This window comes from Curtobacterium sp. 9128 (genome assembly GCF_007673775.1).
GTDB lineage: Bacteria > Actinomycetota > Actinomycetes > Actinomycetales > Microbacteriaceae > Curtobacterium.
In genome coordinates this window covers 230,495-256,266 of the sequence record NZ_VEAF01000002.1, presented here as the reverse complement: position 1 = coordinate 256,266, position 25,772 = coordinate 230,495, and the positions used below count along the sequence as shown (strand labels likewise).

Annotated in this window: 23 protein-coding genes; 19 read left to right on the top strand and 4 right to left on the bottom strand. The window is 71.5% G+C overall.

Translation table 11 applies throughout. From position 1 onward, the window contains the following. Nucleotides 1-85: 85 nt before the first annotated feature. From alr (FS641_RS04410) to FS641_RS04390, 5 genes are all read left to right on the top strand, one after another. Nucleotides 86-1,189 (top strand): alanine racemase, encoded by a 1,104-nt coding sequence (alr, locus tag FS641_RS04410; protein WP_186317575.1) that lies wholly within the window; start codon nucleotides 86-88, stop codon nucleotides 1,187-1,189. Continuing rightward, nucleotides 1,186-2,349: an alanine racemase gene (gene alr / locus FS641_RS04405; RefSeq protein WP_222122043.1), complete on the top strand. Its 1,164-nt coding sequence runs from the start codon at nucleotides 1,186-1,188 to the stop codon at nucleotides 2,347-2,349. The genes alr (FS641_RS04410) and alr (FS641_RS04405) overlap by 4 nt, the downstream gene beginning before the upstream one ends. A 38-nt stretch (nucleotides 2,350-2,387) precedes the next feature. Next, on the top strand, nucleotides 2,388-2,846 hold the full coding sequence (tsaE, locus tag FS641_RS04400) for a tRNA (adenosine(37)-N6)-threonylcarbamoyltransferase complex ATPase subunit type 1 TsaE (RefSeq protein WP_144761516.1): 459 nt from the start codon (nucleotides 2,388-2,390) through the stop codon (nucleotides 2,844-2,846). Nucleotides 2,847-2,922: 76 nt separating this feature from the next. Continuing rightward, nucleotides 2,923-3,597: an SGNH/GDSL hydrolase family protein gene (locus FS641_RS04395; protein ID WP_186317574.1), complete on the top strand. Its 675-nt coding sequence runs from the start codon at nucleotides 2,923-2,925 to the stop codon at nucleotides 3,595-3,597. A gap of 96 nt (nucleotides 3,598-3,693) precedes the next feature. Continuing rightward, on the top strand, nucleotides 3,694-5,199 hold the full coding sequence (locus tag FS641_RS04390; protein WP_144760514.1) for a transglycosylase SLT domain-containing protein: 1,506 nt from the start codon (nucleotides 3,694-3,696) through the stop codon (nucleotides 5,197-5,199). Nucleotides 5,200-5,278: 79 nt separating this feature from the next. Here FS641_RS04390 and FS641_RS04385 read toward each other — a convergent pair whose 3' ends face one another. Continuing rightward, nucleotides 5,279-6,028 carry a glycoside hydrolase family 16 protein gene (locus tag FS641_RS04385; protein WP_144760511.1) on the bottom strand — a complete coding sequence of 250 codons (750 nt, stop codon included), beginning with the start codon at nucleotides 6,026-6,028 and terminating at the stop codon, nucleotides 5,279-5,281. A 257-nt stretch (nucleotides 6,029-6,285) separates the two neighbouring features. Between FS641_RS04385 and FS641_RS04380 the strand changes: the two genes are divergently transcribed. The 6 genes from FS641_RS04380 (at nucleotide 6,286) to FS641_RS04355 (ending at nucleotide 13,476) form a co-directional block, all read left to right on the top strand. Next, entirely contained in the window at nucleotides 6,286-7,779 is a 1,494-nt protein-coding gene (locus FS641_RS04380) for a 3' terminal RNA ribose 2'-O-methyltransferase Hen1 (RefSeq protein ID WP_144760508.1), read from the top strand. Next, nucleotides 7,776-10,385: a polynucleotide kinase-phosphatase gene (locus tag FS641_RS04375; protein ID WP_144760505.1), complete on the top strand. Its 2,610-nt coding sequence runs from the start codon at nucleotides 7,776-7,778 to the stop codon at nucleotides 10,383-10,385. The genes FS641_RS04380 and FS641_RS04375 overlap by 4 nt, the downstream gene beginning before the upstream one ends. Before the next feature lie 41 nt (nucleotides 10,386-10,426). Beyond that, complete coding sequence (gene tsaB / locus FS641_RS04370) at nucleotides 10,427-11,035, top strand: tRNA (adenosine(37)-N6)-threonylcarbamoyltransferase complex dimerization subunit type 1 TsaB (RefSeq protein ID WP_144760502.1); 609 nt, start codon at nucleotides 10,427-10,429, stop codon at nucleotides 11,033-11,035. Beyond that, entirely contained in the window at nucleotides 11,032-11,562 is a 531-nt protein-coding gene (rimI, locus tag FS641_RS04365) for a ribosomal protein S18-alanine N-acetyltransferase (RefSeq protein WP_186317573.1), read from the top strand. The genes tsaB and rimI overlap by 4 nt, the downstream gene beginning before the upstream one ends. Next, nucleotides 11,549-12,604 (top strand): tRNA (adenosine(37)-N6)-threonylcarbamoyltransferase complex transferase subunit TsaD, encoded by a 1,056-nt coding sequence (gene tsaD, locus FS641_RS04360; protein WP_144760498.1) that lies wholly within the window; start codon nucleotides 11,549-11,551, stop codon nucleotides 12,602-12,604. The genes rimI and tsaD overlap by 14 nt, the downstream gene beginning before the upstream one ends. Before the next feature lie 68 nt (nucleotides 12,605-12,672). After that, nucleotides 12,673-13,476 (top strand): DUF4190 domain-containing protein, encoded by an 804-nt coding sequence (locus FS641_RS04355; RefSeq protein WP_144760495.1) that lies wholly within the window; start codon nucleotides 12,673-12,675, stop codon nucleotides 13,474-13,476. Nucleotides 13,477-13,614: 138 nt separating this feature from the next. Here FS641_RS04355 and FS641_RS04350 read toward each other — a convergent pair whose 3' ends face one another. Further along, a complete protein-coding gene (locus FS641_RS04350) occupies nucleotides 13,615-14,808 on the bottom strand; it encodes a class I SAM-dependent methyltransferase (RefSeq protein ID WP_144760492.1) in 1,194 nt (397 codons plus the stop codon). A 147-nt stretch (nucleotides 14,809-14,955) separates the two neighbouring features. Here FS641_RS04350 and groES point away from each other — a divergent pair, with 147 nt between their 5' ends. Continuing rightward, entirely contained in the window at nucleotides 14,956-15,252 is a 297-nt protein-coding gene (gene groES, locus FS641_RS04345; RefSeq protein ID WP_056121496.1) for a co-chaperone GroES, read from the top strand. A gap of 131 nt (nucleotides 15,253-15,383) precedes the next feature. After that, nucleotides 15,384-16,319 (top strand): EamA family transporter RarD, encoded by a 936-nt coding sequence (rarD, locus tag FS641_RS04340; RefSeq protein WP_260855683.1) that lies wholly within the window; start codon nucleotides 15,384-15,386, stop codon nucleotides 16,317-16,319. 81 nt (nucleotides 16,320-16,400) lie between these two features. Here the strand turns inward: rarD and FS641_RS04335 are convergent, their stop codons facing one another. After that, nucleotides 16,401-17,732, bottom strand: a complete 1,332-nt coding sequence (locus tag FS641_RS04335) for an ABC transporter substrate-binding protein (RefSeq protein WP_144760488.1) — start codon at nucleotides 17,730-17,732, stop codon at nucleotides 16,401-16,403. Between the two features lie 344 nt (nucleotides 17,733-18,076). Then, entirely contained in the window at nucleotides 18,077-19,579 is a 1,503-nt protein-coding gene (gene guaB, locus FS641_RS04330; protein ID WP_144760485.1) for an IMP dehydrogenase, read from the bottom strand. Nucleotides 19,580-19,843: 264 nt separating this feature from the next. Between guaB and FS641_RS04325 the strand changes: the two genes are divergently transcribed. From FS641_RS04325 to FS641_RS04305, 6 genes are all read left to right on the top strand, one after another. Further along, nucleotides 19,844-21,283, top strand: a complete 1,440-nt coding sequence (locus FS641_RS04325; RefSeq protein WP_260855682.1) for a branched-chain amino acid ABC transporter permease — start codon at nucleotides 19,844-19,846, stop codon at nucleotides 21,281-21,283. A 12-nt stretch (nucleotides 21,284-21,295) separates the two neighbouring features. Continuing rightward, nucleotides 21,296-22,282: a branched-chain amino acid ABC transporter permease gene (locus FS641_RS04320; RefSeq protein ID WP_144760479.1), complete on the top strand. Its 987-nt coding sequence runs from the start codon at nucleotides 21,296-21,298 to the stop codon at nucleotides 22,280-22,282. Further along, on the top strand, nucleotides 22,275-23,264 hold the full coding sequence (locus tag FS641_RS04315) for an ABC transporter ATP-binding protein (protein ID WP_260855681.1): 990 nt from the start codon (nucleotides 22,275-22,277) through the stop codon (nucleotides 23,262-23,264). The genes FS641_RS04320 and FS641_RS04315 overlap by 8 nt, the downstream gene beginning before the upstream one ends. A gap of 83 nt (nucleotides 23,265-23,347) precedes the next feature. Beyond that, nucleotides 23,348-24,073 (top strand): ABC transporter ATP-binding protein, encoded by a 726-nt coding sequence (locus tag FS641_RS04310; RefSeq protein ID WP_260855706.1) that lies wholly within the window; start codon nucleotides 23,348-23,350, stop codon nucleotides 24,071-24,073. A 348-nt stretch (nucleotides 24,074-24,421) separates the two neighbouring features. Next, entirely contained in the window at nucleotides 24,422-24,598 is a 177-nt protein-coding gene (locus FS641_RS17925; RefSeq protein ID WP_186317572.1) for a hypothetical protein, read from the top strand. 20 nt (nucleotides 24,599-24,618) lie between these two features. Then, nucleotides 24,619-25,740, top strand: a complete 1,122-nt coding sequence (locus FS641_RS04305) for a GuaB3 family IMP dehydrogenase-related protein (RefSeq protein ID WP_144760473.1) — start codon at nucleotides 24,619-24,621, stop codon at nucleotides 25,738-25,740. Nucleotides 25,741-25,772 lie beyond the last annotated feature (32 nt).

Sequence of the window (25,772 nt, the reverse complement as noted above, 5' to 3'; positions counted from 1 at the left end):
AGGAGTGTCAGGTGAGTGCGTTCACGGGGATCACGGTCGACCGCCGGTCGACGGTTCTGTCGTTGATCGCCGACAGGAGTGTCAGGTGAGTGCGTTCACGGGGATCACGGTCGACCGGGAGGCATTGATCGCCAACTACGCGACCCTCGCCGACCAGGTGGCCCCGTCCGGCGTCATCGCGGTCGTGAAGGCGAACGCGTACGGGCACGGCGCGGCCGACGCCGCGCAGGCCTTCGTGGACGCCGGCGCGGAGTGGCTCGGCGTCGCCGACATCGACGAGGGCATCGCGCTCCGGCAGGCGGGCATCGACGAGGGGGTCAGGATCCTCGCGTGGCTGCACGCCCCCGACGAGGACTTCCGCCGGGCCGCCCAGTACGGGATCACCCCGGCGGTGTCGAGCGTCTCGCAGCTGGCCGCCGCGGCGGACTCCGAGGTGCCGGCCGTGCACATCTGCGTCGACACCGGCCTCAGCCGGAACGGCGCCGTCGAGTCCGAGTGGCCCGAGCTCTTCGCGACCGCGGGTCGTCTCCTGCAGAACGGTGCCAGGACCCGCGTCGAGGGACTCATGTCGCACCTGTCGAACGCCTCGCGCACCGACGACCTCGACCAGGACGCCGCGCTCCAGCGGGCACTCGACGGCCTCGCCGCGGTCGGGGTCGTGCCCGGCGTGGTCCACCTCGCCGCCAGTGCCGCGAGCATCGCGGTGCCGGAGACCCGCCGCGACCTCGCCCGCGTCGGCATCGCGCTCTACGGGCTGAGCCCCTTCGCGGACCGGACGTCGGCCGAGCTCGGGCTCCGGCCGGCGATGCGTCTGACCGCGTCGGTGCTCCGCACGGTCGTCGTGCCGGCGGGCGACGGCGTGAGCTACGGGTACACGTGGCGCGCCGGTTCGGACACGCGGCTCGCGGTCATCGGCCTCGGGTACGCGGACGGACTCGACCGGGCCTTCGGCAACCACGTCTCGGTGCGGATCGGAGACCGGACGTTCCCGGTGGTCGGCCGCGTGGCCATGAACGCGATGCACATCGACATCGGCGACGCCGAGGTGGCGGTCGGGGACGAGGTCGTGCTCTGGGGCGACCCGGCGAACGGCGACCCGGCCGTGGAGGACTGGGCGGCAGCCGTCGGCACGATCAACTACGAGGTGGTGGCCCGGCTCGGCCGGAGCATCGAACGGAGGACGACGTGACCGCGTCGCTGCGTCGGGCGGAGATCGACCTCGACGCCTACCGCGCCAACCTCGACCTGGTCCGGGAGTGGATGGACCCCGTCGAGGTGATGGCGATCATGAAGGCCGACGCCTACGGCCACGGCCTCGAGCCCGTCGCGCTCGCCGCCGTCGACGCCGGTGTGCGCTGGATCGGCGTCCTCACGGTGCCCGCGGCGCTGCGACTCCGGTCGATCGGGGTCGGCGAGGACGTCCACCTGTTCACCTGGCAGCACGACCCGGCGCTCGACTTCCGGGACGCCATCGACTCCGCGGTCGACCTCGGGGTGTCGAACGTCGCCGAGCTGCAGCGCGTGGTGGACGCCGTCGACCAGCGACCGGCCAGGGTGCACCTCGGCGTGGACACCGGCCTGCACCGCGACGGGTCCTCGGTCGACGACTGGCCGGCGCTGGTCGAGGCCGCTCGGGACGCCCAGCGCGCGGGCCGCATCGAGGTCGTCGCGGCCTACACGCACCTCGCCGAGTCGTCGGACGAGGACGACAGCGCGGCCGTCGGGCTCTTCGACGCCGCGGTCGAGCGTGCGGAGGACCTCGGCCTCGACATCCCCGTCGAACACGTCGCCGCGTCGCTCGCCGGGCTCGAGCGCAAGGAGTTCCGGAAGGACATGGTCCGGATGGGTGCGAACCTGTTCGGCATCCCCGGGGCGGACGGCGTCTCCGCGGCGGACCTCGGGCTCGAACCCGTGATGACGCTCACCGCCTCGGTCGCCAAGACCAAGCGCGTGCCCGTCGACACCGGGGTCTCCTACGACTACACCTACCGCACCACCGCGGAGACGACACTGGCGCTCGTGCCCGTCGGGTACGCCGACGGGGTGCCGCGGTCGGCGCAGGGACGGCTCGAGGTGACGATCGGCGGCAGGCGCTACCCGATCGCGGGTCGCGTCGCGATGGACCAGTTCCTGGTCGACGTCGGGGACGACGACGTCCGCGTCGGTGACACCGTCGTGCTCTTCGGCACGGGCGAACGCGACGAGATGACCGTGCTCGAGTGGGGCGCGGCGCTCGGGACGATCGGTGAGGAGGTCGTCTGCCGGATCGGGTCGCGCGTGCAGCGCGTGTACCAGGGCCACTCGGTCGAGGGTCGGGTCGGCGAGTACCTCCGGGGCGAGCACGCGTGAGCGTCCTGCTCGACACCACGGTGGACGGCACGGACGCGATGGGCGCGCTCGGCGCCCGGCTCGCCGCGGTCCTCCGCGCGGGGGACCTCGTCGTGCTGACGGGGCCGCTCGGCGCCGGCAAGACGACGCTGACGCGCGGCCTCGGCGCCGCGCTCGGTGCTCGGGGACAGGTGTCGAGCCCGACCTTCGTCCTGGCGCGCACGCACCCGACGACCGCCGGACCGGACCTGGTGCACGTCGACGCGTACCGGCTCTCGGACCCCGTCGAGCTCGACGACCTCGACCTCGACTGGGACGGCGCGATCGTCGTCGTGGAGTGGGGCCGCGGGTTCGTCGACGGTGTGTCCGACAGCGTGCTCGACGTCGAGATCGTCCGCGCCACCGGAGCGGACACGACCGCCCCGGGCGCCGACCTCGACCCTGACGACGTCCCCGACGAGCCGCGCCGGGTCGTCGTCACCGGCACCGGACCACGGTGGGCGGACGTCACGATCTGATCGACCGGTGATGAAGCTCCTGGGTGTTCCGCCGTCCGGGAGGTCACGATCCGGTCACGGCCGCTACCGTGGGGCCATGCGAGCACGCCGGGTCCTCTTCGTCGCCGCGGGAGTGGCCGCCGTGGTCGCCCTCGTCGCCGGCGTCAGCGCCTTCCGGACCGGTTCCGCCACCGCGACCACGACCGCCGCCGAGCCGCGTGTGGTGACCATCGGCGACTCCATCATGGCCGGGTACGGCCTGTCCGGCACCGCGGACGCGTGGCCGGCACTGTTGGCGAGCGCTGAGCACGTCCGGCTGACGAACGTCGCCTGCAGCGGTGCGGGGTTCGTCGCGGACGGGCAGTGCGGTACCGACTACGACGGTCTGGTCGCACAGGCGGTCGCCGCGAAGCCGAGCGTCGTGATCGTGCAGTCGTCCGACAACGACGAGGGGCAGGACACCACGACGCTCCGGCAGGCGACGACCCAGACGATCGACCACCTGCACGCCGTCCTGCCGCACGCACGGCTGGTCGGCCTGAGCACCCTGTGGGACCAGCCGGGAGCCGTGCCGGACGAGGTGGCGGCGAGTTCCGACGCCCTCCGGTCCGCCGTTTCGGCCGTCGGCGGGACGTTCGTCGACGTCGGGCAACCCATCGCCGGCAAGGCCGGCATGCTGCAGTCCGACAGCGAGCACCCGACGGCCGCCGGGCAGCGGGTGCTGGCCGAGGCGTTCGCGGAGGACCTGCGCCGCGCAGGCGTCCGACTCTGAGAGCCCGCCCGTCGAGCTTCCGAGACTCTCAGGCTGCCGTCGTCCTTCCCAGGTTCGAGGACCGCTCAGGACGGGTTCGAGGTCCAGCCTGATCCCATGACACCAGGGGAGGCGTCGGTCCACCGGCGCAAGCGGTTCTCGTTCTTCAGGCTCATGGGCGGCGTCGCCGTCGGAGCACTGGTCATGGCAGGGGTTGCCGTGACCAGCACCACGTCCGCATCGGCGGCATCGGGCGGCAGCGGGGCACTGTCGTACACGGCGATCGAGGGGTTCTGGGTCGACGCCGGTGGCACTCCCGCGTCCGCGAAGACCGCTGCGGCGATCGCCATCGCGGAGAGCGGCGGCAACCCCGGTGCGATCCAGCAGGGGGTCGGCTACTGCGGCGCCGGGAGCGACCGGGCCGGGTGGGGGCTGTGGCAGATCACCTGTGGCAACTCCGTGCCGAAGTACGGCCAGGACTTCCAGATGCTCGACCCGTGGAACAACGCGGAGGCGGCGTTCGCGAAGTACGCCGCCGCGGGCGAGAGCTTCTCGCCGTGGACGACCTACACGAACGGGTCCTACGCGTCGTACCTGCAGTCCGTCGCACCCGCGTACATCGCCGACCCGGGCCAGTGGACGCCGCGCGGGTCCGCCCCGTCCGGGACGCACAACTCCTCCCAGCCCGGTGCCACCTACGGCCCCGGGATCCCGAACACGCCGACGCCGCCGTCGTCGTCGTCGTACGTCACCGCGGCCCACGTGCAGACCACCGGTCTGTGGAGCATCACGTCGAGCAAGGCGGCGACGTCCTTCCCGGTCGGCGTCGCGGCCGGCACCAGTCCGGCGATCGCCGCGCAGGGCAGCGGCTACGTCATCGCGTTCCAGGCGTCCGGTGGTGACCTCTGGTCGATCACGTCGGGCGGTGCGGCGACGCACTTCCCGGTCGGCATGAAGGCCGGCACGAGCCCGTCGATCATCGCGACGTCCGGCGGTGGCTACGTCATCGCCGTCCAGACCAACTCCGGGGCGCTCTGGACGATCACGAACACGCAGGCGGCGACGGCGTTCGACGTGGGGATGGCCGCGGGCACGAGCCCGTCGATCGTCGCCACCCCGGGCGGCTACACCGTCGCGGTGCAGGCGAACACCGGCAAGCTGTGGACGATCACGAACACGAAGGCCGCGACCGCGTTCGACGTCGGCATGGCCGCCGGGACCAGTCCGTCGATCGCCGCGACCTCCGGCGGGTACACCGTGGCCGTGCAGACGAACACGAACGTCCTGTGGACGATCACGAACGCGAACGCCGCGACCGCCTTCCACATCGGGATGCAGGCGGGCACGAGTCCCGCGATCCTCGCGACGTCCGGCGGCTACGTCGTCGCGGCCGAGGCGAACAACGGCGACCTGTGGAGCGTGACGAACGCGAACGCCGCGACGCACTTCTCGATCGGGATGGCAGCGGGGACGAGCCCGTCGATCGCCGCCGTGGGGAGTGGGTACGTCGTCGCGGTGCAGACGAACTCGAGTGACCTCTGGACCGTCACGAACACGAACGCCGCCACCTCCTTCGGTGTCGGAATGGCAGCGGGGACGAGCCCGGCGATCCTGCCGCGCTGACCGCCACCACCACGACGGGGCTGCCGGACACGACCAGTGCGTGTCCGGCAGCCCCGGCGTCGTCCAGGGGTCCCGCCGGTCAGGGACGGAGGTCGGCGGTGCTGACCCAGTCGATCTCGAGGTGTCCGGGGGCGCCCCAGTTCCCCACCTGGAACATGAAGCGGTGCGGCGTGGACGGGACGTCCCTCGTGACCCGCTGCACCACCCGCCCGTCGACCAGGTAGGTCACCGACTTCCTCGGCACCCACTCGACGGAGTAGATGTGCCAGTCCCGCCACGACACGCGTGTCGACGCACTCGTGGCGTTCCACTCGCTGCCGGGGACCATGGCGTGCTGGTGGGCCATCGGGGTGTCCTCGAAGTTGCTCTCCGGGAAGTCGACCTCGCCGTCGGACCAGACGTTCGACGTCGGCCACAGCATGAACGCCGCCCCGTTGCCGGTGCCGCCGGTCGCCCGCGCGCGGACGCTGAACGTGCCGCCGACGTGCGACCACGCCCCGGTCGGGGTGCCGAACGTGCCCGCGGCACCGTGCTTGCCGTCGAGGGCGACGTCCATCACGCCGCCGTGCGCGCTGATCTGCGTCCCCGACCAGTACTTGCCGTCCCCCATGCCGTCCGGGTACGGCTGCCAGGACCGCGCGTACGTCCTCGCGAACTGCCCCTTCGCCGCCGCCGGCGTGCTGAAGTCCTCGCGGAAGGACTGCGCGGCCGCGGTCTTCCCGGTCGGCGCCGCGGCCTGCGCGGCGGACCCGCCGCCGACGGACACCGCGACGAGGGCCGCGCTGAGGAACACGGCCGAGGCCACCGACCGGATCGTGCGTTGCTGCATGCGCTCTGGCTCCCTGCGTCGAGGCGGACCACGGTGGCCCGCGCGGAGCACGTCGACCCGGTCACGGAACCCGACGCGGATCGGCCTGCACCCGCCACTGTCGGACGAGGCGGGCCGCCCGACAGCCCGGTGCTCCCCCCAGTCGGAGGGCCTGGTCCGCTCCGGACACCGGCGCTAGGCTCGTCCTCCTGCCCGCTCCGCCGGGCCGTCGGCGGACACCCGCCGGATGCGTCGCCCGAGCCCGAGAGGCAGCCCCAGTGATCCTCACCCTGTCGACACGGGGCGTCGCCGCACCCGACCTGTCGTTCCTGCTGCACAAGCACCCGGGCCGGGCGCAGGAGTTCGACCTCACCGTCGGCACCGCGCACGTGTTCTACCCGGAGGACGACGGCGAGGTCTGCACCGTCGCGCTGCTGCTCGAGGTCGACGCCGTCGCGCTCGCACGGAGCAAGCGCTACGGTGCCGACGCGCAGGCCCTGTCCCGCTACGTCAACGACCGTCCCTACGCGTCGACCTCGATGCTGGCGGTCGCGATCGGGCAGGTCTTCCGCAGTGCGATGGCCGGACGGAGCGAGTCCCGACCGGAGCGCGCCGCGGCGCCGATCGACCTCGAGATCACCCTGACGTCGGTGCCGAGCGAGCCCGACGGCACGGGGACCGGCCTCGCCACACGGCTCTTCGCGCCGCTGGGGTGGGACGTCGAGGAGTCCCGGCCGCCGCTCGACACGACGCGTCCGGAGTGGGGCGGGGCAGCGACGGTCGGGCTGCGCCTCCGCGGCTCGGTCCGCCTCGGTGACGCCCTGCGGCAGCTCACGGTGCTGCTCCCCGTGCTCGACGACGCGAAGCACTACTGGGTCGGCGACGACGAGGTCGGCAAGCTGCTGCGGCGCGGCGCCGGGTGGCTGCACGAGCACCCGCTCCGCGAGCTCATCACCACCAGGTCGCTCGCGCACCAGCGCGAGTTGATCGAGGACGCGACCGCGCGCATCACCGCAGCCGAGCCGCAGGAGACGACCCGAGCCTCCAGTCCGGACGGAAGCCCGGCCGGAAGCCCGGCCGGAAGCCCGGCCGGAAGCCCGGACGGCGCCGCGGCCGCAGCTGCCGCCACGCCGACCCCCACGCCGCTGTACCGCCGTCGCGCCGACGCGGTCCTCACCGCCCTGCGCGACGTCGACGCCCGCACGGTCGCCGACGTCGGATGCGGCGAAGGGGCACTGCTCGCGCGCCTGCTCGTCGACGAGCGGTACACGACGGTCATCGGCACGGACGTCGCCCCCCGCGAACTCGAACGCGCCGAGCGGCGCCTGCACCTCGACGAGGCCAGCGACGCCAAGCGCGCCAGGGTGCAGCTGCTGCAGTCCTCGGTGACCTACTCCGACGACCGGATCGCCGGGCTCGACGCGGTGGTCCTCATGGAGGTCGTCGAACACGTCGACCCGGAGCGGCTCCCGTCGCTCGAGGCGTCGGTGTTCCAGGCCGCACGACCACGAGCAGCCGTCGTGACGACCCCGAACGCCGAGCACAACGTGCGCTTCGAGCACCTCCCGGCCGGCCGCTTCCGCCACCAGGACCACCGCTTCGAGTGGACGCGCGCGGAGTTCCGCACATGGGCGACGGCCGTCGGCGACCGGCACGGCTACACCGTCGAGTTCCGCCCGGTGGGGGACGACGACCCCGAGGTCGGTCCGCCCACCCAGCTCGCCCTGTTCCGCCGGACCGCCGTCGCCCCGACCCGAGAGGCCTCCGCATGAGCGTCCTGCGCATCGCCGACATGTCCCTGGTGCTCCTCGTCGGCGTCAGCGGATCCGGCAAGTCGACGTTCGCGGCGCAGCACTTCGCGCCGTTCGAGACGCTGTCGAGCGACTTCTTCCGTGGGCTGGTGTCGAACGACGAGGAGGACCAGTCCGCGACGCCGGCGGCCTTCGACGCGCTGCGGTACGTCGTCGAGAAGCGGCTGCGCGCCGGACTCCTGACGGTGGTCGACGCCACGAACGTCCAGCCCGACGCCCGACGAGCCTGGGTCAGGACGGCGCGGGACCACGACGTCCTGCCGGTCGCCGTCGTGTTCGACCTGCCCGAGGACGTCTGCATCGCGCGCAACGCGGTCCGCGAGCGCCGTGACGTGGGCGCCGCGGTCGTCCGGCGGCAGCACGGGCAGCTCCGTCGCTCGCTGCGGGCCCTCGGCAAGGAGGGCTTCCGGCGCGTGCACGTCCTCCGGGGCGAGGACGAGGTCGCCGCGGCGACGGTCGTCCGCGAGCCGCTCCTGAACGACCGTCGCGACGAGCTCGGGCCGTTCGACGTGATCGGCGACGTCCACGGCTGCCGTTCCGAGCTCGAGTCCCTGCTCGGTCGGCTCGGCTGGGACGTCGTCCGTGACGACCTCGGACGACCGGTCGACGCCACCCACCCGGACGGTCGTCGGGCGGTCTTCCTCGGCGACCTGGTGGATCGGGGGCCGGACACCCCGGGCGTCCTCCGGCTCGTGATGGGCATGGTGCGCGCGGGCCACGCACTCGCCGTGCCCGGGAACCACGAGGACAAGCTCGTGCGTGCGCTGGACGGGCGGAAGGTGCAGACGTCGCATGGGCTCGCCGAGACGCTGACCCAGCTCGCGGCGGAGTCCGACGACTTCCGTGCGGAGGTGCGCGAGTTCTGCCGCGGGCTCGTCGGCCACCTCGTCCTGGACGGCGGCGCACTCGTCGTCGCGCACGCCGGCATGCTCGAGGCCTACCAGGGGCGGGCGTCGGGCCGCGTGCGCTCGTTCGCGCTCTACGGCGAGACCACCGGTGAGAGCGACGAGTACGGGCTGCCGGTGCGCCTGCCGTGGGCCGACTCGTACCGGGGTTCCGCGACGGTGCTCTACGGCCACACGCCGACCGTCGACACCGAGTGGATCAACGACACCATGTGCCTCGACACCGGATGCGTGTTCGGGGGCAAGCTCTCCGCACTGCGCTGGCCGGAGCGCGAGGTCGTCCAGGTGCCCGCGGAGCGCGAGCACTACGCACCGGCGAAGCCGCTGGAGCCGCTCCGGGCGGAGCGCGTTGCCGCGTCCGACGGTCCGGCTGCCGCGCCGGCGATGGCGGACGGGAGGCCCGTGGCCGGCACCGCCACGCCCCGTCGCGTCCCCGGGCTGCTCGCGGTCTCGGACGTGACCGGCCGACAGGTCGTCGAGACCCGGCACCACGGCCGCGTCGCCGTCCGCAGCGAGAACGCCGCTGGCGCCCTCGAGGTGATGAGCCGCTTCGCCATCGACCCCCGCTGGCTGCCGTACCTGCCGCCGACCATGAGCCCGGTGTCGTCGTCGTCGCGCCCGGACCACCTCGAACACCCGGAGGACGCCTTCGCCGCCTACCGGAAGGCAGGCGTCGACCGGGTGCGGATGGAGGAGAAGCACATGGGCTCCCGCGGCACCGTGCTGCTCGCCCGCGACCCCGAGCGCTTCGGTGCGCCCGCCGGGTGGCGTGGCGTCCTGTACACGCGCACGGGTCGGTCGTTCTTCGACACCGCCGACACCGCGACGTTCCTCGGTGCCCTCGACGGTGCGCTCGAGCGTGCCGGCGTCTGGGCCGAGCTCGACTCCGACTGGGTGCTGCTCGACGGCGAGGTCCTGCCGTGGGCGGTCAAGGCCGAGTCGATGATCCGCGACTGGTACGCCGAGGTCGGAGCCGCCGCAGCCGGGGCGTTCCCCAACGCCCTCGACGCCCTCGCCCGCGCTCGCGGCCGCGGTGTGGACGTCGGGGCGCTGCTCGAGCGCACCGAGCGTCGTGCGGCGGACGCGGACGCCTACGTGGCGTCGTACCGCCGCTACGCGACACCGGCGGCGAGCATCGCCGACGTCCGGTTCGCACCGTTCCAGGTGCTCGCCGCCGAGGGCCGGACGTTCACCGCCGAGCCGCACGCCTGGCACATGGACGTCGCCGCACGGCTCGCCGCCGCCAGCCCGGACGTCGTCCACCCGACCCGCTCGCTCCTCGTCGACGTGCGGGACGAGGAGTCCGTCGCCGCCGGGACCGCGTGGTGGCAGGACCTCACCGCGGCCGGCGGGGAGGGCGCCGTCGTCAAGCCCGAGGCGGGGCTCGTGCGCGGCCCGGCCGGACTGGCCCAGCCCGGGGTGAAGGTCCGCGGCCGCGAGTACCTCCGCATCATCTACGGCCCCGAGTACACCGAGCCCGCGAACCTGGCGCGGCTCAAGGACCGGCAGCTCGGTCACAAGCGCTCCATGGCGCTGCGGGAGTACGCCCTCGGCCTGGAGTCCCTCGAGCGTTTCGTCGCCCGTGAGCCGCTCTGGCGCGTGCACCAGCCGGTGTTCGCCGTGCTCGCGATGGAGTCGGAGCCGGTCGACCCGCGGCTCTGAGGCCGCGCACCGCGGCGCACCAGGACACCTACGATGGACGGGTGCTCCTCGCCATCGACACGTCCGCCGGAACGAGCGTCGCCGTCGTCGACCCGGCGACGCGGCAGTTGCTCGCCGACCGTTCCACCGAGGACACCCGACGGCACGCCGAGGTCATCGGACCCTTCCTGCAGGGCGTCCTCGACGAGGCCGGCATCACCGCGTCCGAGGTCACGGGCGTCGTCGCCGGCATGGGGCCGGGACCGTTCACCGGCCTCCGCGTCGGCATCGCCGCCGCGCGCACGTTCGCCGCGGCACGTGGCGTGCCGTTCCTGCCGCTCGTCAGCCACGACGCCGTCGCCGCCGGTGAGACCGGCGGTGTCGTCGTCCTGACCGACGCGCGCCGCCGCGAGGTCTACTGGACCGTGTACGACGAGACCGGCGCGCGCACCGCGGGCCCCGGACTCGCGAAGCCGGCGGACCTCGACGAGGTGCTCGGAGCCTCCCGTGCCGAACGGCGGGTCACGGCCGCCACGATCCCGGCCCGGAGGCTCGGCGCGCTCGCCGCGGACCGGCTCGCCTCCGGCGCGCCCTTCGCCGACGACACCCCCCTCTACCTCCGCGACCCCGACGTCACCGTGCCCGGCGCGCCGAAGCGGGTGGCGCGGTGACCCTGCCCGACGGGCTGCGCCTGCGGCGCGCGGTCCCGCAGGACCTCGACGACGTGATGTGGCTCGAGCACGCCTCGTTCCCGACCGACGCGTGGTCGGCGTCGCAGATGGCCGGCGAGCTGTACTCGCCGCACGGGTACTACGTGGTCGTGGAGACCACCGAGCACGGTGCGCCGACGGTCGTCGGGTACGCGGGGCTCTCCTCGCTGCCGGGCAACCCGGTCGCCGACGTACAGACGATCGCGGTCGCGGCCGACCACCGCGGGCAGGGGATCGGGCGGGTGCTCTTCACCGAGCTGCTCGACGAGGCCCGCCGCCGCGCGGTGGACGAGGTGTTCCTCGAGGTCCGCGCCGACAACCCCGTCGCCCAGGCGATGTACACCGCCGCGGGCTTCGAGCAGATCGCGGTCCGTCCGCGGTACTACCAGCCGGACGGTGTCGACGCGTGGGTGATGCGCCTGCCGCTCGCGCCCTCGACACCGGGACCAGGACCGATCGGGCAGGAGGCCGTCGATGACCGCAGCTGAACCGCTGGTGCTCGGCATCGAGACCAGCTGTGACGAGACCGGCGTGGGCATCGTGCGGGGGACCACGCTGCTCGCCAACGTCATCGCGTCGAGCATGGACGAGCACGCGCGCTACGGCGGCGTCGTCCCCGAGGTCGCCGCGCGCGCCCACCTCGAGGCGATGACCCCGACGCTGACCCGGGCACTCGACGAGGCCGGGGTGACCCTCGACGAGCTCGACGCCGTCGCCGTGACCGCCGGACCCGGGCTCGCCGGAGCGCTCATGGTCGGCGTCGGGGCCGCGAAGGCACTCGCCGTCGCGACCGGCAAGCCGCTCTACGGCGTCAACCACCTCGTCGGCCACGTCGGCGCGGACGTCCTGCGCGCGGACGGCACTGCGATCGCGCTGCCGACCGTGGCGCTCCTGGTCTCCGGCGGCCACACGTCGCTGCTCCTCGTCCGTGACCTGGTGGGGGACGTCGAGCTCCTCGGCGAGACGATCGACGACGCCGCCGGCGAGGCGTTCGACAAGGTCGCACGGCTGCTCGGGCTGCCGTACCCGGGCGGACCGCAGATCGACCGAGCCGCGGCCGAGGGCGACCCGACCGCGATCCGGTTCCCGCGCGGCCTGACCCTGCCCAAGGACATGGCAGCGCACCGCTACGACTTCTCGTTCTCCGGCCTGAAGACCTCCGTGGCGCGCTGGGTCGAGCGCTGCCGTGACGAGGGGCGCGAGGTCCCGGTCGCCGACGTCGCCGCCTCGTTCCGCGAGGCCGTCGTGGACGTGCTGCTGACGAAGGCGCTGGCCGCCTGTCGGGACACCGGCGTCGACCGGCTGCTGCTCGGCGGCGGCGTCGTGGCCAACGCCCGGCTCCGCGCGGTCGCCACCGAGCACTGCGCCGCAGCCGGGGTGGAACTCCGGATCCCGCCGTTCGACCTCTGCACCGACAACGGGGCGATGATCGCCGCGGTCGGTGCGCGACTCGTCGCCGAGGGACACGCCCCGAGCGACCTCGGCATCGCCGCGGACTCGACCCTGCCGGTGACGACCGTCCAGGTCTGAACCCGGGTTCCCGCGCTTGTGGGAGGATCGATCCCGACGGCCGCACGGGTCGTCGGGAGGGGTGCACCGTGTCCGATCAGAACCAGTGGCAGAAGCCGGGCGAGCAGCAGCCGGACTCGCACGAGCCGATCGCGTCGACGCCCGCTCCCGCTCCCGGGTCCGTCGCGGAGCCGGGCGGGTACGGGCAGGACACCCCGCAGCAGCCGAACCCGTACGGGCAGCCGAATCCGTACGGTGCGCAGCAGTCCGGTGCGCAGCAGTCCGGCGGGCAGCAGTCCGGCGGGCAGCAGCCGAACCCGTACGGGGCGTCGCAGCCCGGTGGGCAGCCGCAGTACGGCCAGCAGCCGCAGTACGGCGGGCAGGCGCAGTACGGGCAGCAGTACGGCCAGCAGGCCCAGTACGGGCAGCAGCAGCAGTACGGCCAGCAGCCGCAGTACGGCGGGCAGACCCAGTACGGGCAGCAGCCGCAGTACGGCGCGCCTCAGAACTCATACGCCGCGCCCTCCGCGAACCCCTACGCAGCGCCCGGGGCGTACGGCTCGGGGTACCAGCCGTACGCGCAGCGCCCGAAGACCAACCTCCTCGCGATCCTGTCGATCGTGTTCGGCCTCGGCGCCGTCCCGCTGTTCTTCATGGCGATCCTGCTCGGCCCTGCCGGCGCGGTCCTCGGCCACCTGGCGCTCGGCAGGATCAAGCGCAGCGGTGAGCAGGGCCGTGGGCTCGCCCTGACCGGCATCATCGCCGGGTGGGTCATGACGGCGGTGTGGATCGCCTGGATCGTGCTCCTCGTCGCCGTCGTCGGGCACGCCGGCGACGGCTACTACGACGACGGGTCGTACGACTCCGGCAACACGGGGGCGTTCATCGGCTGAGCGCCGTCAGCAGGTCCGGCGCCGCGGCCGCCACGTTCCTCGTGGCGGCCGCGGCGCTTCCGCGTGTGCGGCTCGGCGAGGGCGCGGTCGGCGGGTGTTCGGCGTCAGACGAGGGCACGGTCCGGCGGTTGATGGGCGTCAGACGAGCCGCTCGCAGAGGACGGCCGTGTGCCGCCCCTCGAGCCGCGTGAGCACGAGCGTCATGCGGCCGGTCCCGCCCCGGAGTCGCAGGCGCTTCCGGAACTGCGCGGGGTCGACGTCGACCCCGCGCTTCTTGATCTCCACGGTGCCGACGCCGTCCGAGGCCAGGCGTGCCGCGATCTGCTTCACGTCGAGCGGCATCGTGTCGAGCACCCGGAAGCCCTGCGCGAACGGCGTGGTCACCGCCCGCGCGGACGTCACGTAGGCGATGCCGTCGGAGAGCATGTGGCCGCCGATCGACCGCGCGAGGTCGCCGATCAACCGTGCACGGATGACGGCGCCGTCCGGCTCGTAGAGGTACTCGTCGATCGGCCCGACGGGTTCGTCCTCGGTGTCGCCGGGGGCGGTCAGCTCGGCGATGCCGTGTGCACCGATGACGGTCGCCGCGCGGGTGACGCCGGGACGCGCGAGCGGGCCGAACCAGAGGGCGAGCTCCACGACCTCGCGGTCGACTGAGGTCCACTGCGCCTCCGCGGTGTCCGGGATCAGGTCGCGGTCGATCCCCGGACCGAGCTTCACCCCGGTCGGCGTCGTCGTCGCGGCGGCGAACACGGTGTCGAGCGACGGTGACCAGTCGTCGGGGTCGGACAGACGACGCGTGTTCGCGTGACCCGCCGTCCGCCGCGCCGGGTCCATCCAGACGCCGTCGACACGGGAGAGGTCGAACGTCGCTGCATCGCCGAGCTCCACGCGCGCGTCCGGCCACGGTGCGAGGTTGTGGGTCGCGACCGCCGCTGTCACCTCGTCGCGGTCCACCGCCGTCACGTCGAGGTCGAGCGCCGCCATCGCCATCGCGTCCCCGCCGATCCCGCAGCCGAGGTCCGCGACGCGGTGCAACCCGGCCGCGGCGAACCGACCCGCGTGCTGTGCGGCCACCGACAGGCGCGTCGCCTGCTCCAGGCCGGCCTCGGTGAAGAGCATCCGCCCGGCGAAGTCGCCGAACTTCGCGCGGGCCTTCTGCCGGAGCCTCGCCTGCGTCAGCACGGCGGCGACGAGCCCGGGTGCGTGTCCCTCGGCGCGGAGCCGGGACACCACGCGGACGATCTCGCCGTCGTCGGAGACGCCCGGTGTGCGATCGAGCAGCGCCATGCCGTCCGGGGTCAAGAGCTCGGCGAGATCGGCTGCGTCCATGAGACGATCCTGGCATCATCGGACGTGCTGGCACTCGGATTGACCGAGTGCCAGCAGCGCCCTACAGTTGGACCTGGCACTCTCGTGTGCGTAGTGCCAACCGGTTTTCATCTGTACCGAGTCAGTACCGAGAAAGAAGAGGTCACCGTGGCCGTCACCATCAAGCCGCTCGAAGATCGCATCGTCATCCGTCAGGTCGAAGCGGAGCAGACCACCGCTTCCGGTCTCGTCATCCCGGACACCGCGAAGGAGAAGCCGCAGGAGGGCGAGGTCGTGGCCGTGGGTCCGGGTCGCATCGACGACAACGGCAACCGCGTCCCGCTCGACGTCGCCGTCGGCGACAAGGTCATCTACTCGAAGTACGGCGGCACCGAGGTCAAGTACTCGGGCGAGGACCTGCTGGTCCTCTCGGCTCGCGACGTCCTCGCGGTCATCGAGCACTGAACCCAGTTCCACCGTCGAACGCCCCGCCAGCTTCCGCTGGCGGGGCGTTCGTCGTTCCCGACACGGTGGCGCACCGCCGGGGAGTCTCGCGGCGCGGGCTCTCGCGTCCAGTGCGTCCGTAGCATTGGTTCGTGAGCGAGCGCGAGGCCAGGAGCGAAGCATCCGTCGGGGTCCTGCAGGCGGTCGTCGCCTACGGGCTCTGGGGCCTCATGCCGTTGCTCTTCACGGCGATGGCGCCCGCCGGCGCGTTCGAGATCGTCGCCTGGCGGATCGTCTTCGGGCTGGGCTTCTGCGCGATCGCGATCGCCGTGACCCGGTCGTGGCTCCGGACCCGCGCCCTGCTCGTCCGACGGCGGGTGATGGGGGTGATGGCGGTCGCCGCGGTGCTCATCCTCGTGAACTGGACCGTGTACGTGCTCGCCACGACGACCGGTCACACGGTGGAGGCCGCACTCGGCTACTTCATCAACCCGCTCGTCACGATCGCGCTCGGCGTGGTGCTCCTCCGGGAGCGACTCCGTCCGGCGCAGTGGGCAGCGGTCGGCATCAGCATCGTCGCCGTCGTCGTGATCGCCGTCGGTTACGGGCAGATGCCGTGGATCTCGCTCGTGCTGGCGTTCTCGTTCGGACTGTACGGCCTCGTGAAGAAGCGCGTCGGGGGCACCGTCGACGCCCTGTCCGGGCTGACGGTCGAGACGATGTGGCTCACCCCGCTCGCCGTCGCCGCGCTCGTGGTGCTCGGCGTCACCGGCCTCGGCGGCGGGGTCACCTTCGGGGCCGAGGGGTGGGCGCACGCGCTCCTCATGATCGGTGCCGGTCCCGCGACGGCCGTGCCGCTGCTCCTCTTCGCGTCCTCGGCTCGACGGCTGTCGTTGTCCACACTGGGGCTCACGCAGTACCTGACGCCCGTGATGCAGCTCGTGGTGGGCGTGACGGTCCAGCACGAGGCGATGAGCACCTCGCGGTGGATCGGCTTCGCGATCGTCTGGCTCGCCCTCGTGGTCCTGACCACGGACTCCTTCGTGGCAGCGCGCCGCGCCCGCGCGCTCGCCGTGGTTCCGCGCTGACCGAGGCGTGACGGAGCGTTGCCCTCCGCACGCAGAACGGCCCCGGCAGCAGTGCTGCCGGGGCCGTTCGTGGTGGTGTGGTTACTTCGCGACCGAGCCCTGGATGGCGCTCTGGTACACGGGCTTGTTGTCACCGTCGAACTTGTAGATGCCGATGTAGGCGGTCGACGGGTCGTTGTTCTCGTCGAACGGGCCGATGCCCGACGGGCCGGTGTAGTGGATGTCCTTGCCGTCGTCCAGGAGCGCCTTGCAGTCCTTGAACGTCGAGCACTCGGTCCCACCGTCGGCGCCGGAGACCTTGGCCATGTTCGCCTGGATCGTGCCGGAGTCGGTGCCCTTGCCCTTCACGGCGGCGAGGGCGGCGAGCGTCGTGGCGTCGTAGGACTCAGCGGCGTACGAGAAGTCCGCCAGGTCCTTGCCCGAGGACTGCTTGTAGTAGTCGACCAGGCGCTGCTTGAGCTCGTCCTTCGGCGAGGCACCGGGGATCGTGCCCTGCGCGCCGTTCAGCGTGCCCGGGTCGAAGTCCTTCGAGTAGTCGGCCGTGTTGCCGTCGGACATGTAGATCTTCGCCATGTCCGCGTTCTGCGACTTCAGCTCGGGGATGATCGACTTCGTCTCGTCGAACGCCAGGACGACGATCGCGTCCGGCTTCGTGGCGAGCGCGGCCGTCACCTCGGACGAGAACGTGGTCTGACCAGGGGGGAACTCCTGGCCCTTGCCCTTGCCGCCGTAGACGACCTGGCCACCGGAGGCCTCGACGGCCTTCTGCACCGAGTTGCGGAGGCCCGTGCCGTACGTGTCGTTGAAGACGAGGAACGCGACCTTGGCGTTGCCGTCACCCGTGACGAGCTGGCCGAGCGCCGACCCCTGCACCGAGTCCGGCGGAGCGGTCCGGTAGTAGTACGACGAGTAGCCCGACAGGTCGGTGGCCGTGTTCGCCGGCGAGATCTCCACGATGCAGTTGCTGGTCAGCTGGTCGATGACGTTGAGCGTGACCGAGGACGACTCGGCGCCGATCGCGACCGGGACCTTCGCGTTCACGAGCTTCGTCGCGGCGGAGCTCGAGACGGTCATGTCCGTGCTGTCGCCGGAGTCCGTCTGCGGGTCGATCGACACGTCCTTGTCGAGCACACCGCCCGCGGCGTTGATGTCCTCGACCGCGAGGCCCACACCGGACTCGGCGGGCGGGTTGAGGTACGCGAGCGAACCGGTGAGCGGCAGGATGGTGCCGATCTTCAGCGCGTCGGTACCAGGCGACGACGGCGCCTTGCAGCTCGACGCCGGGTCCTTCTTCGCCCCGGACGCGGACGACGACGGGTCGCTGCTGCTGCTGGTGGTCGAGCACGCGGCGAGCAGGACCGCTGCCGCTCCCGCCAGTGCCAGCGCCGTGGTGACGCGGGTGGTTCTGATCATCCGTGGAACCCTTTCTCGGCACGGAGGCGGAATCGCATCGGGTCGAGTGCGACGCCTCCGTGTGGGATGCGAGCAAAAGTAGGGTCATTGTGTTTCGCCCGTGTGACGAAATCAGAACCTGGACGTTTCGTTACCGAGCCGTGACGAAGCTGTGCAACCGTTCGGGAACGTCGGCAGTGCAGCGGCCGTCGCGGCCGGCGGATGGTCCGGCTGCGCGCCCGGGAGGCACGGCGTCCGTTCCCGACGCATGCATCGGGTCGAGGGGGCCGGCCCACGGTCCCGTCGACACAGCAGCGCCGGCCCACACGGGGCCGGCGCTGCTGTGTCGGTGGAGGTGCTGTGGGTCAGCGCGTGTAGTTCGGCGCCTCGACGACCATCTGCACGTCGTGCGGGTGCGACTCCTTGAGTCCCGCCGCGGTGATGCGGACGAACTTGCCGCGGGCCTTGAGCTCGGGGACCGTGCGGCCGCCGACGTAGAACATCGACTGCCGGAGCCCACCGGTGAGCTGGTACACGACGTTGCCGACCGACCCGCGGTACGGCACCTGGCCCTCGATGCCCTCGGGGATCAGCTTGTCGTCCGAGGGGACGTCGGCCTGGAAGTAGCGGTCCTTCGAGTACGAGGTCTTCTTGCCGCGCGTCTGCAGTGCGCCGAGCGAGCCCATTCCGCGGTAGGCCTTGAACTGCTTGCCGTTGACGAACACGAGGTCGCCGGGGGACTCGTCGGTGCCGGCGAGCAGGGAGCCGAGCATCACGGTGTCGGCACCGGCCACCAGGGCCTTCGCGATGTCGCCCGAGTACTGCAGACCACCGTCGGCGATGACCGGGACACCGGCTTCGCGCGCGGCGAGCGAGGCCTCGTAGACCGCGGTCACCTGCGGGACGCCGACCCCGGCGACGACGCGGGTGGTGCAGATCGAGCCGGGTCCGACGCCGACCTTGACCGCGTCGACACCGGCGTCGATGAGCGCCTGCGCACCGGCACGGGTCGCGACGTTGCCGCCGATGACGTCGATGGCGGCGAAGCTCGCGTCGGCCTTCAGGCGGCGGACCATGTCCAGCACGCCCTCGCTCTCGCCGTTCGCCGTGTCGACGACGAGCACGTCGACCCCGGCGTCGCGCAGGGCGACCGCGCGCTCCCAGGCGTCACCGAAGAACCCGATCGCAGCGCCGACACGCAGGCGGCCCTCGTCGTCCTTGGTGGCGTCCGGGTACTGCTCGCTCTTGTCGAAGTCCTTGACGGTGATCAGCCCGCGGAGCTTGCCGTCGGCGTCGACCAGGGGCAGCTTCTCGATCTTGTGCTGCGCGAAGATCGCGACCGCTTCCTCCGGGTCGATGCCCTCGGCCGCGGTGATCAGCGGGGCCTTCGTCATGACGTCGCGGACGAGCGTGGTCTGCTGCTCGAACGCGGCCACGAAGCGCATGTCGCGGTTCGTGATGATGCCGACGAGCGTACCGTCGGGCTCGACCACGGGCAGGCCCGACACCCGGAACTGGCCGCAGATGGCGTCCACCTCGGCCACGGTCGCGTCCGGCGTGGTGGTGACCGGGTTGGTGATCATGCCCGACTCCGAGCGCTTGACCTTGTCGACGTAGGCGGCCTGGTCCTCGATCGAGAGGTTGCGGTGCAGGATCCCGATGCCGCCCTGCCGCGCCATGGCGATGGCCATGCGGGCTTCGGTGACGGTGTCCATCGCTGCGGAGAGCAGTGGCACGTTGACGGAGATCCGCTTGGTGAGCCGGGACGCGGTGGACGCCTCGCTCGGGATGACGTCGGTGTGCCCCGGCAGGAGCATGACGTCGTCGTACGTGAGTCCGATGAATCCGAACGGATCCGGCTGGTCCATGGGTCCCCTTCGTGGGCGAGGTGAAGTGGTCGGCAACACCGGACGCAGCGTCGGTTCCGGATGGACCATGCTAACGCGCGCGACCGACCGCCCATTCCGACCGGCACAGCCCGGCTCGACGGCCCGCCGGTCTCGTCCCCGTCCTCGGTGCTCGTTCCTCCACAGGGTCACAGTTTTGGAACGAATCACACAGGGAACGTTTCGGAAACACCCGCGACACAAATGCGCCATAGGTTCCTCGGCATCCGAACGAGAGGCTCTTCCGTGGGATCCATCACTCCTGCGGGGTCTGCGCTCCTGCGCCGATTCCGCCCCGGTGCGCCAGGTCGTCGCCGACTGGTGCTCGTCGTCGTGCTCGTCGCGGCCTTCCTGGCGACCTTCCTGATCGACTGGGCCGTCACGCTCCCCGCCCAGGGAGCCACCGCCGCACCCAGTGCGAGTGCGAGTGCGAGCGCGACCACCGGCACCGCGCCGTCCAGCACCCAGCCCTGCACCGTCAGCCCGACGAACGGCTGCATCCAGGGCACGATCCTCGACTCCGACCGGAAGCCGGCCTCCGGCATCGACGTCGACGTCGCCGGCCCCGGCGGCTTCACCGCGACGTCGACCACCACGTCGGCCGGGCGGTGGTCGGTCAGCGTCCCGGCCGCCGGGCAGTACTCGGTCACCGTCGACCAGGACACCCTGCCGAAGGGCCAGTTCCTGACGAACGCGGCGGACGCCAAACGCACGGTGCAGGCGAACCTCAACGCCAACGCCGGACAGATCTTCCAGCTGTCCGACCAGCAGGGCGTCACCACGAGCGACGACACCACGAGCGTGACGGCCGCGCGGGCGTGGCAACAGTTCGTGTCCGGGATCCGGCTCGGCCTGCTCATCGCGCTCGCGTCGATCGGCCTGTCGCTGATCTACGGCACGACCGGGCTCTCCAGCTTCTCCCACGGCGAGCAGGTGACCCTCGGCGGTCTGCTGGCGTACGTGTTCGCCAACCAGCTCGGCTGGAACATCTGGCTGTCCGGGATCGTCGTGGTGGTGCTCTGCGCGGCGACAGGGTACTTCCAGGACATGCTCATCTGGCGGCCCCTCCGACGACGACGGATCAGCCTCACGCAGCTGATGATCGTCACGATCGGGCTCTCCATCGCGGCGCAGTACGCGTTCCAGTACTTCTTCGGCGCCTCGACCGTCCGCATCCAGCAGAGCAACCCGTCGACCGTCACGTTCGCCGGGGTCACATTGACGGTGCAGTCCTACGTGGCGATGGGCATCGCGCTCGTCGTGCTCGTCGCGACGGGGCTGTTCCTCGCGAAGACCCGGTTCGGTCGGGCCACCCGGGCGGTGTCGGACAACCCGGCGCTGGCCGCCGCGTCCGGCATCGACGTCGACCGGGTGATCCGGTTCGTCTGGACGCTCGCCGCCGGCCTCGCCGGACTGTCCGGCGTGATGCTCGGGCTCGTGCTCAACGGCGTCAACTGGCAGACCGGGTTGCAGCTGCTCCTGCTCATGTTCGCCGCGGTGACCCTCGGCGGTCTCGGCACGGCGTACGGCGCCCTCGTCGGGTCGATGATCATCGGCGTCGTCGTCGAGCTCACGAACCTCGTGCTGCCCGGTGACTTCAAGTACGCCACCGCACTCGTCATCCTCATCCTCATCCTGCTGTTCCGGCCGCAGGGCATCTTCGGTCGCGCCGAGCGGATCGGTTAAGGGAGCGCCGTCATGGACTACATCGTCAACCTCCTCAGCGCACTGACGCAGGAGGCCCTCGCGCCCACCACGGCGGCGTTCGCGCTCGCCGCGATCGGGCTGAACGTGCACTTCGGGCTCACCGGCCTGGTCAACATGGGCCAGGCCGCGTTCCTGCTGCTCGGTGCCTACGGGTTCGCGATCTCGATCTCGAACGGGCTGCCCCTCGGGATGGCGGTGCTCGTCGCGCTGCTCGTGGCGATGGTCTTCGCCGTGATCCTCGGCATCCCGACGCTCCGGCTCCGCGGCGACTACCTGGCCATCGTGACGATCTCCGGCGCGGAGATCATCCGCATGGTCGGCAGGTCGAGCCTGCTGACCACCACCACCGGCGGATCGAACGGCATCACCGGCTCGAGCTACCGCGACCCGTTCAACGCGCTGAGCTTCCTGCCGGACGGCACGACCACGATCCTGTGGTTCACGTACTCGAACAACGGCGTCAACGGCTGGTGGATCCGGATCGTCGGATGGGGCCTGGTGGCCCTGTTCACCCTCGTCCTCTTCCTGCTCATGCGGAGCCCGTGGGGTCGCGTGGTGAAGGCCATCCGCGAGGACGAGGACGCCGTGCGCTCCCTCGGAAAGAGCGTCTACTCGTACAAGATGCAGGCGCTCGTCTTCGGTGGTGCCCTCGGTGCGCTCGCCGGGGTCATCTACGTCCTGCCGAGCTCGGTGCAGCCCGATGCGATGGGCCGCTCGATGACCTTCTTCATCTGGACGGCGCTCATCCTCGGCGGCGCGGCCACCGTCTTCGGGCCGGTGCTCGGGGCCGTGCTGTTCTTCGTGCTGCGGCTCGCGATCCGGACCCTCGCCGGGGACTTCATCCCCAACTCGATCATGAACGCGCAGCAGGCGGAGCAGTTCTCCTACGTGCTCGTCGGCGTCGCGCTCATGCTGCTCATCGTCTTCCGTCCACAGGGACTCCTCGGGAACAAGAAGGAGCTGACCTTCAGTGTCTGAACCACAGGCCACCCCGGTGGCGCACACGCCCGGGGCTGCGAAGCCCGACGCCATCCTCACCGTCGACAACATCACCAGGCGCTTCGGCGGCATGACCGCGGTCGACGTCGACCACCTCGAGGTCCAGCGTGGGTCGATCACGGCCCTGATCGGCCCGAACGGTGCCGGCAAGACGACGTTCTTCAACCTGCTCACCGGCTTCGACAAGCCCTCGAGCGGCAAGGACGCCAGCTGGGTCTTCAACGGCGCGACACTCGGCAACACCGGCGCGGCCAAGGTCGCACGTGCCGGGATGGTCCGCACGTTCCAGCTCACCAAGGCGCTCTCGCGGCTCACCGTGATGCAGAACATGCTGCTCGGCGCGAAGGACCAGCCGGGGGAGAACTTCTTCGCCGCGCTGATCGCCCCCGTCTGGCGGAAGCGGGAGCGGGAGATCACCGCGAAGGCCGAGGACCTGCTCGCCCGCTTCAAGCTCCTCGAGAAGAAGGACGACTACGCCGGTTCGCTCTCCGGCGGCCAGCGGAAGCTCCTCGAGATGGCCAGGGCGCTGATGTCGGACCCGACGATGATCATGCTCGACGAGCCGATGGCCGGCGTGAACCCGGCGCTGACGCAGTCACTCCTCGGGCACATCCAGTCCCTCCGCGACGACGGCATGACCGTGCTCTTCGTCGAGCACGACATGCACATGGTCCGGCACATCTCCGACTGGGTGGTCGTGATGGCCGAGGGCCGCGTCGTCGCCGAGGGTCCGGCGAGCACGGTGATGGACGACCAGGCGGTCATCGACGCGTACCTCGGCGCACACCACGACACCGACCTCGGCGACGACTCGCTCCTCACCGAGGAGACGTACGAGGAGCTCGCCGACGAGGTGGCCGAGGAAGAGCAGCCACACGAGCACGAGCAGCAGGCACACGAACAGCGAGCAGACGGCGGCGCTGAGAGCGCTGCCGCCGACGACGGGAAGGCGACCCGATGACCGACGCGACGAACCCGGCGGAGCCGAGCCGGGCCTCCAGTCCGGGCACGACGGCGGGCGGCACCGCCACGCTCGAGCCGGTGATGCGGGCGAGCGGGCTGGTGGCTGGGTACCTGCCGGGCGTGAACATCCTGAACGGCTGCGACCTGGACTGCTACCCGGGCGAGCTCATCGGGATCATCGGCCCGAACGGTGCGGGGAAGTCCACGCTCCTCAAGGCGCTCTTCGGCCTGGTGTCGGTCCGCGAGGGGTCGGTGACGCTGCAGGGCGAGGACATCACCAACATGAAGGCGAACAAGCTCGTGCAGGCGGGCGTGGGGTTCGTGCCGCAGACGAACAACGTGTTCCCGTCGCTCTCCATCGAGGAGAACCTGCAGATGGGCCTCTACCTGCGGCCGAAGAAGTTCGCCGAGCGCCTCGAGGTGATCTACGACCTGTTCCCGGTGCTCGGGCAGCGTCGCGGCCAGCGGGCTGGGTCGCTCTCCGGTGGTGAGCGGCAGTCGGTGGCGATGGCGCGGGCGCTGATGATGGACCCGAAGGTACTGCTGCTCGACGAGCCCTCCGCCGGACTGTCGCCGGTACGCCAGGACGAGACCTTCATCCGGACCCGCCGGATCAACAAGGCCGGTGTGTCGATCATCATGGTGGAGCAGAACGCGCGACGCTGTCTCCAGATCTGCGATCGTGGGTACGTGCTCGACCAGGGGAAGAACGCGTACTCGGGCACCGGGCGTGAGCTCGCCGACGACCCGAAGGTCATCGAGCTCTACCTGGGGACGCTCGCGAAGGACGTCGACGCCGCTCGTTGAACGGAGTGGGGTTTGATGGTCACTGTGCGGTCTCCGCGCAAGGACGTCGACGCCGCTCGTTGAACGGAGTGGGGTTCGATGGTCACTGTGCGGTCTCCGCGCAAGGACGTCGACGCCGCTCGTTGAACGGAGTGGGGTTCGATGGTCACTGTGCGGTCTCCGCGCAAGGACGCCGACGCCGCTCGCTGAGCGGTGTCGGCCGTCGGTACCGCTGTGGGGGCGGTACCGGCACCGAGAGGGGTCGTGCGAAGTCGCTGATGCGCCGCACGGCCCCTCGCTCACGCTCGGTCGCGTCGCACCCGGACGGGAGGCTCGGCTCGGCCCCGCCGTGCGGGTAGCGTTCGAGACGTGGACAGGTTCGCTGCGGTCGCCATGGACGTGCTCGTCTGGGTCGTCTTCGTCGTGCTCTTCGTGGGTGCCGCGCTCCTGGTGAAGGTCGCCGCCGCGCTGCTCGTGGTGCTCGTCGTGCTGGCGCTCGCGCTCGGCCTGACGCTCCGTCTACTCCGCCGACGACGCACGCGGTAGCCCACCGCTAGGCTTGCCGGGTGAGTGAAGTCGAGATCGGTGCTGGCAAGCGCGGACGCCGCGCGTACGCGTTCGACGACATCGCGGTGGTCCCCTCGCGCCGCACGCGTGACCCGCAGGACGTCAACGTCCAGTGGTCGATCGACGCGTTCACCTTCGAAGCGCCGATCCTCGCCGCACCGATGGACTCCGTCGCGTCCCCGTCGACCGTGATCCAGATGGGCAAGGCCGGCGTCCTCGGCGTCCTCGACCTCGAGGGACTCTGGACCCGGTACGAGGACCCGGAGCCCTACTACGCCGAGATCCGGGCGCTCACCGACGGCAACGTCACCAAGCGCATGCAGGAGATCTACGCGGAGCCCGTCAAGGCCGAGCTGATCACGGCACGCCTGGCGGAGATCCGCGCAGCCGGGGTGCCCGTAGCCGGCTCGCTCAGCCCGCAGCGCACCCAGGAGTTCTCGCAGACGGTCGTCGACGCCGGTGTCGACCTGTTCGTCATCCGCGGCACCACCGTGTCGGCGGAGCACGTGTCGCAGAACACCGAGCCGCTCAACCTCAAGAAGTTCATCTACGAGCTCGACGTCCCCGTGATCGTCGGGGGCGCCTCGACCTACACGGCGGCGCTGCACCTCATGCGCACGGGCGCGGCCGGCGTGCTCGTCGGCTTCGGCGGCGGAGCTGCGTCCACCACCCGTGCCGCGCTCGGCATCCACGCGCCGATGGCCACCGCGGTCGCCGACGTCGCCGGTGCCCGTCGCGACTACATGGACGAGTCGGGCGGACGGTACGTGCACGTCATCGCCGACGGCGGCCTCGACACCGCCGGTGACGTCGTCAAGGCGATCGCCATGGGCGCGGACGCGGTCATGCTCGGGACCGTGCTGGCGCGTGCGAGCGAGGCCCCTGGTGGCGGGTTCCACTGGGGTGCGGAGGCACACCACCCGGAGCTGCCCCGCGGCCGCCGGGTCGAGGTCGGCACGATCGGCCCGCTCGAGACGATCCTGAACGGCCCGACCCCGACGTGGGACGGCCGCGCGAACATCGTCGGCGCACTCCGCCGCTCGATGGCGACGACCGGGTACTCCGACGCCAAGGAGTTCCAGCGAGTAGAAGTGGTCGTGGCGCCGTACCACCAGCAGTGACGGTGGCACCCGCACTGGTCGGGTGACCCTCC

Bases quoted from the DNA above. Each gene is read 5' to 3' on its own strand.
- tsaE (WP_144761516.1), top strand. From the start codon at position 2,388: ATGGGCGCGCTCGGCGCCCGGCTCGCCGCGGTCCTCCGCGCGGGGGAC.
- FS641_RS04395 (WP_186317574.1), top strand. From the start codon at position 2,923: ATGCGAGCACGCCGGGTCCTCTTCGTCGCCGCGGGAGTGGCCGCCGTG.
- FS641_RS04390 (WP_144760514.1), top strand. From the start codon at position 3,694: ATGACACCAGGGGAGGCGTCGGTCCACCGGCGCAAGCGGTTCTCGTTC.
- FS641_RS04385 (WP_144760511.1), bottom strand. From the start codon at position 6,028: ATGCAGCAACGCACGATCCGGTCGGTGGCCTCGGCCGTGTTCCTCAGC.
- FS641_RS04375 (WP_144760505.1), top strand. From the start codon at position 7,776: ATGAGCGTCCTGCGCATCGCCGACATGTCCCTGGTGCTCCTCGTCGGC.
- tsaD (WP_144760498.1), top strand. From the start codon at position 11,549: ATGACCGCAGCTGAACCGCTGGTGCTCGGCATCGAGACCAGCTGTGAC.
- FS641_RS04350 (WP_144760492.1), bottom strand. From the start codon at position 14,808: ATGGACGCAGCCGATCTCGCCGAGCTCTTGACCCCGGACGGCATGGCG.
- FS641_RS04335 (WP_144760488.1), bottom strand. From the start codon at position 17,732: ATGATCAGAACCACCCGCGTCACCACGGCGCTGGCACTGGCGGGAGCG.
- guaB (WP_144760485.1), bottom strand. From the start codon at position 19,579: ATGGACCAGCCGGATCCGTTCGGATTCATCGGACTCACGTACGACGAC.
- FS641_RS04320 (WP_144760479.1), top strand. From the start codon at position 21,296: ATGGACTACATCGTCAACCTCCTCAGCGCACTGACGCAGGAGGCCCTC.
- FS641_RS04310 (WP_260855706.1), top strand. From the start codon at position 23,348: ATGCGGGCGAGCGGGCTGGTGGCTGGGTACCTGCCGGGCGTGAACATC.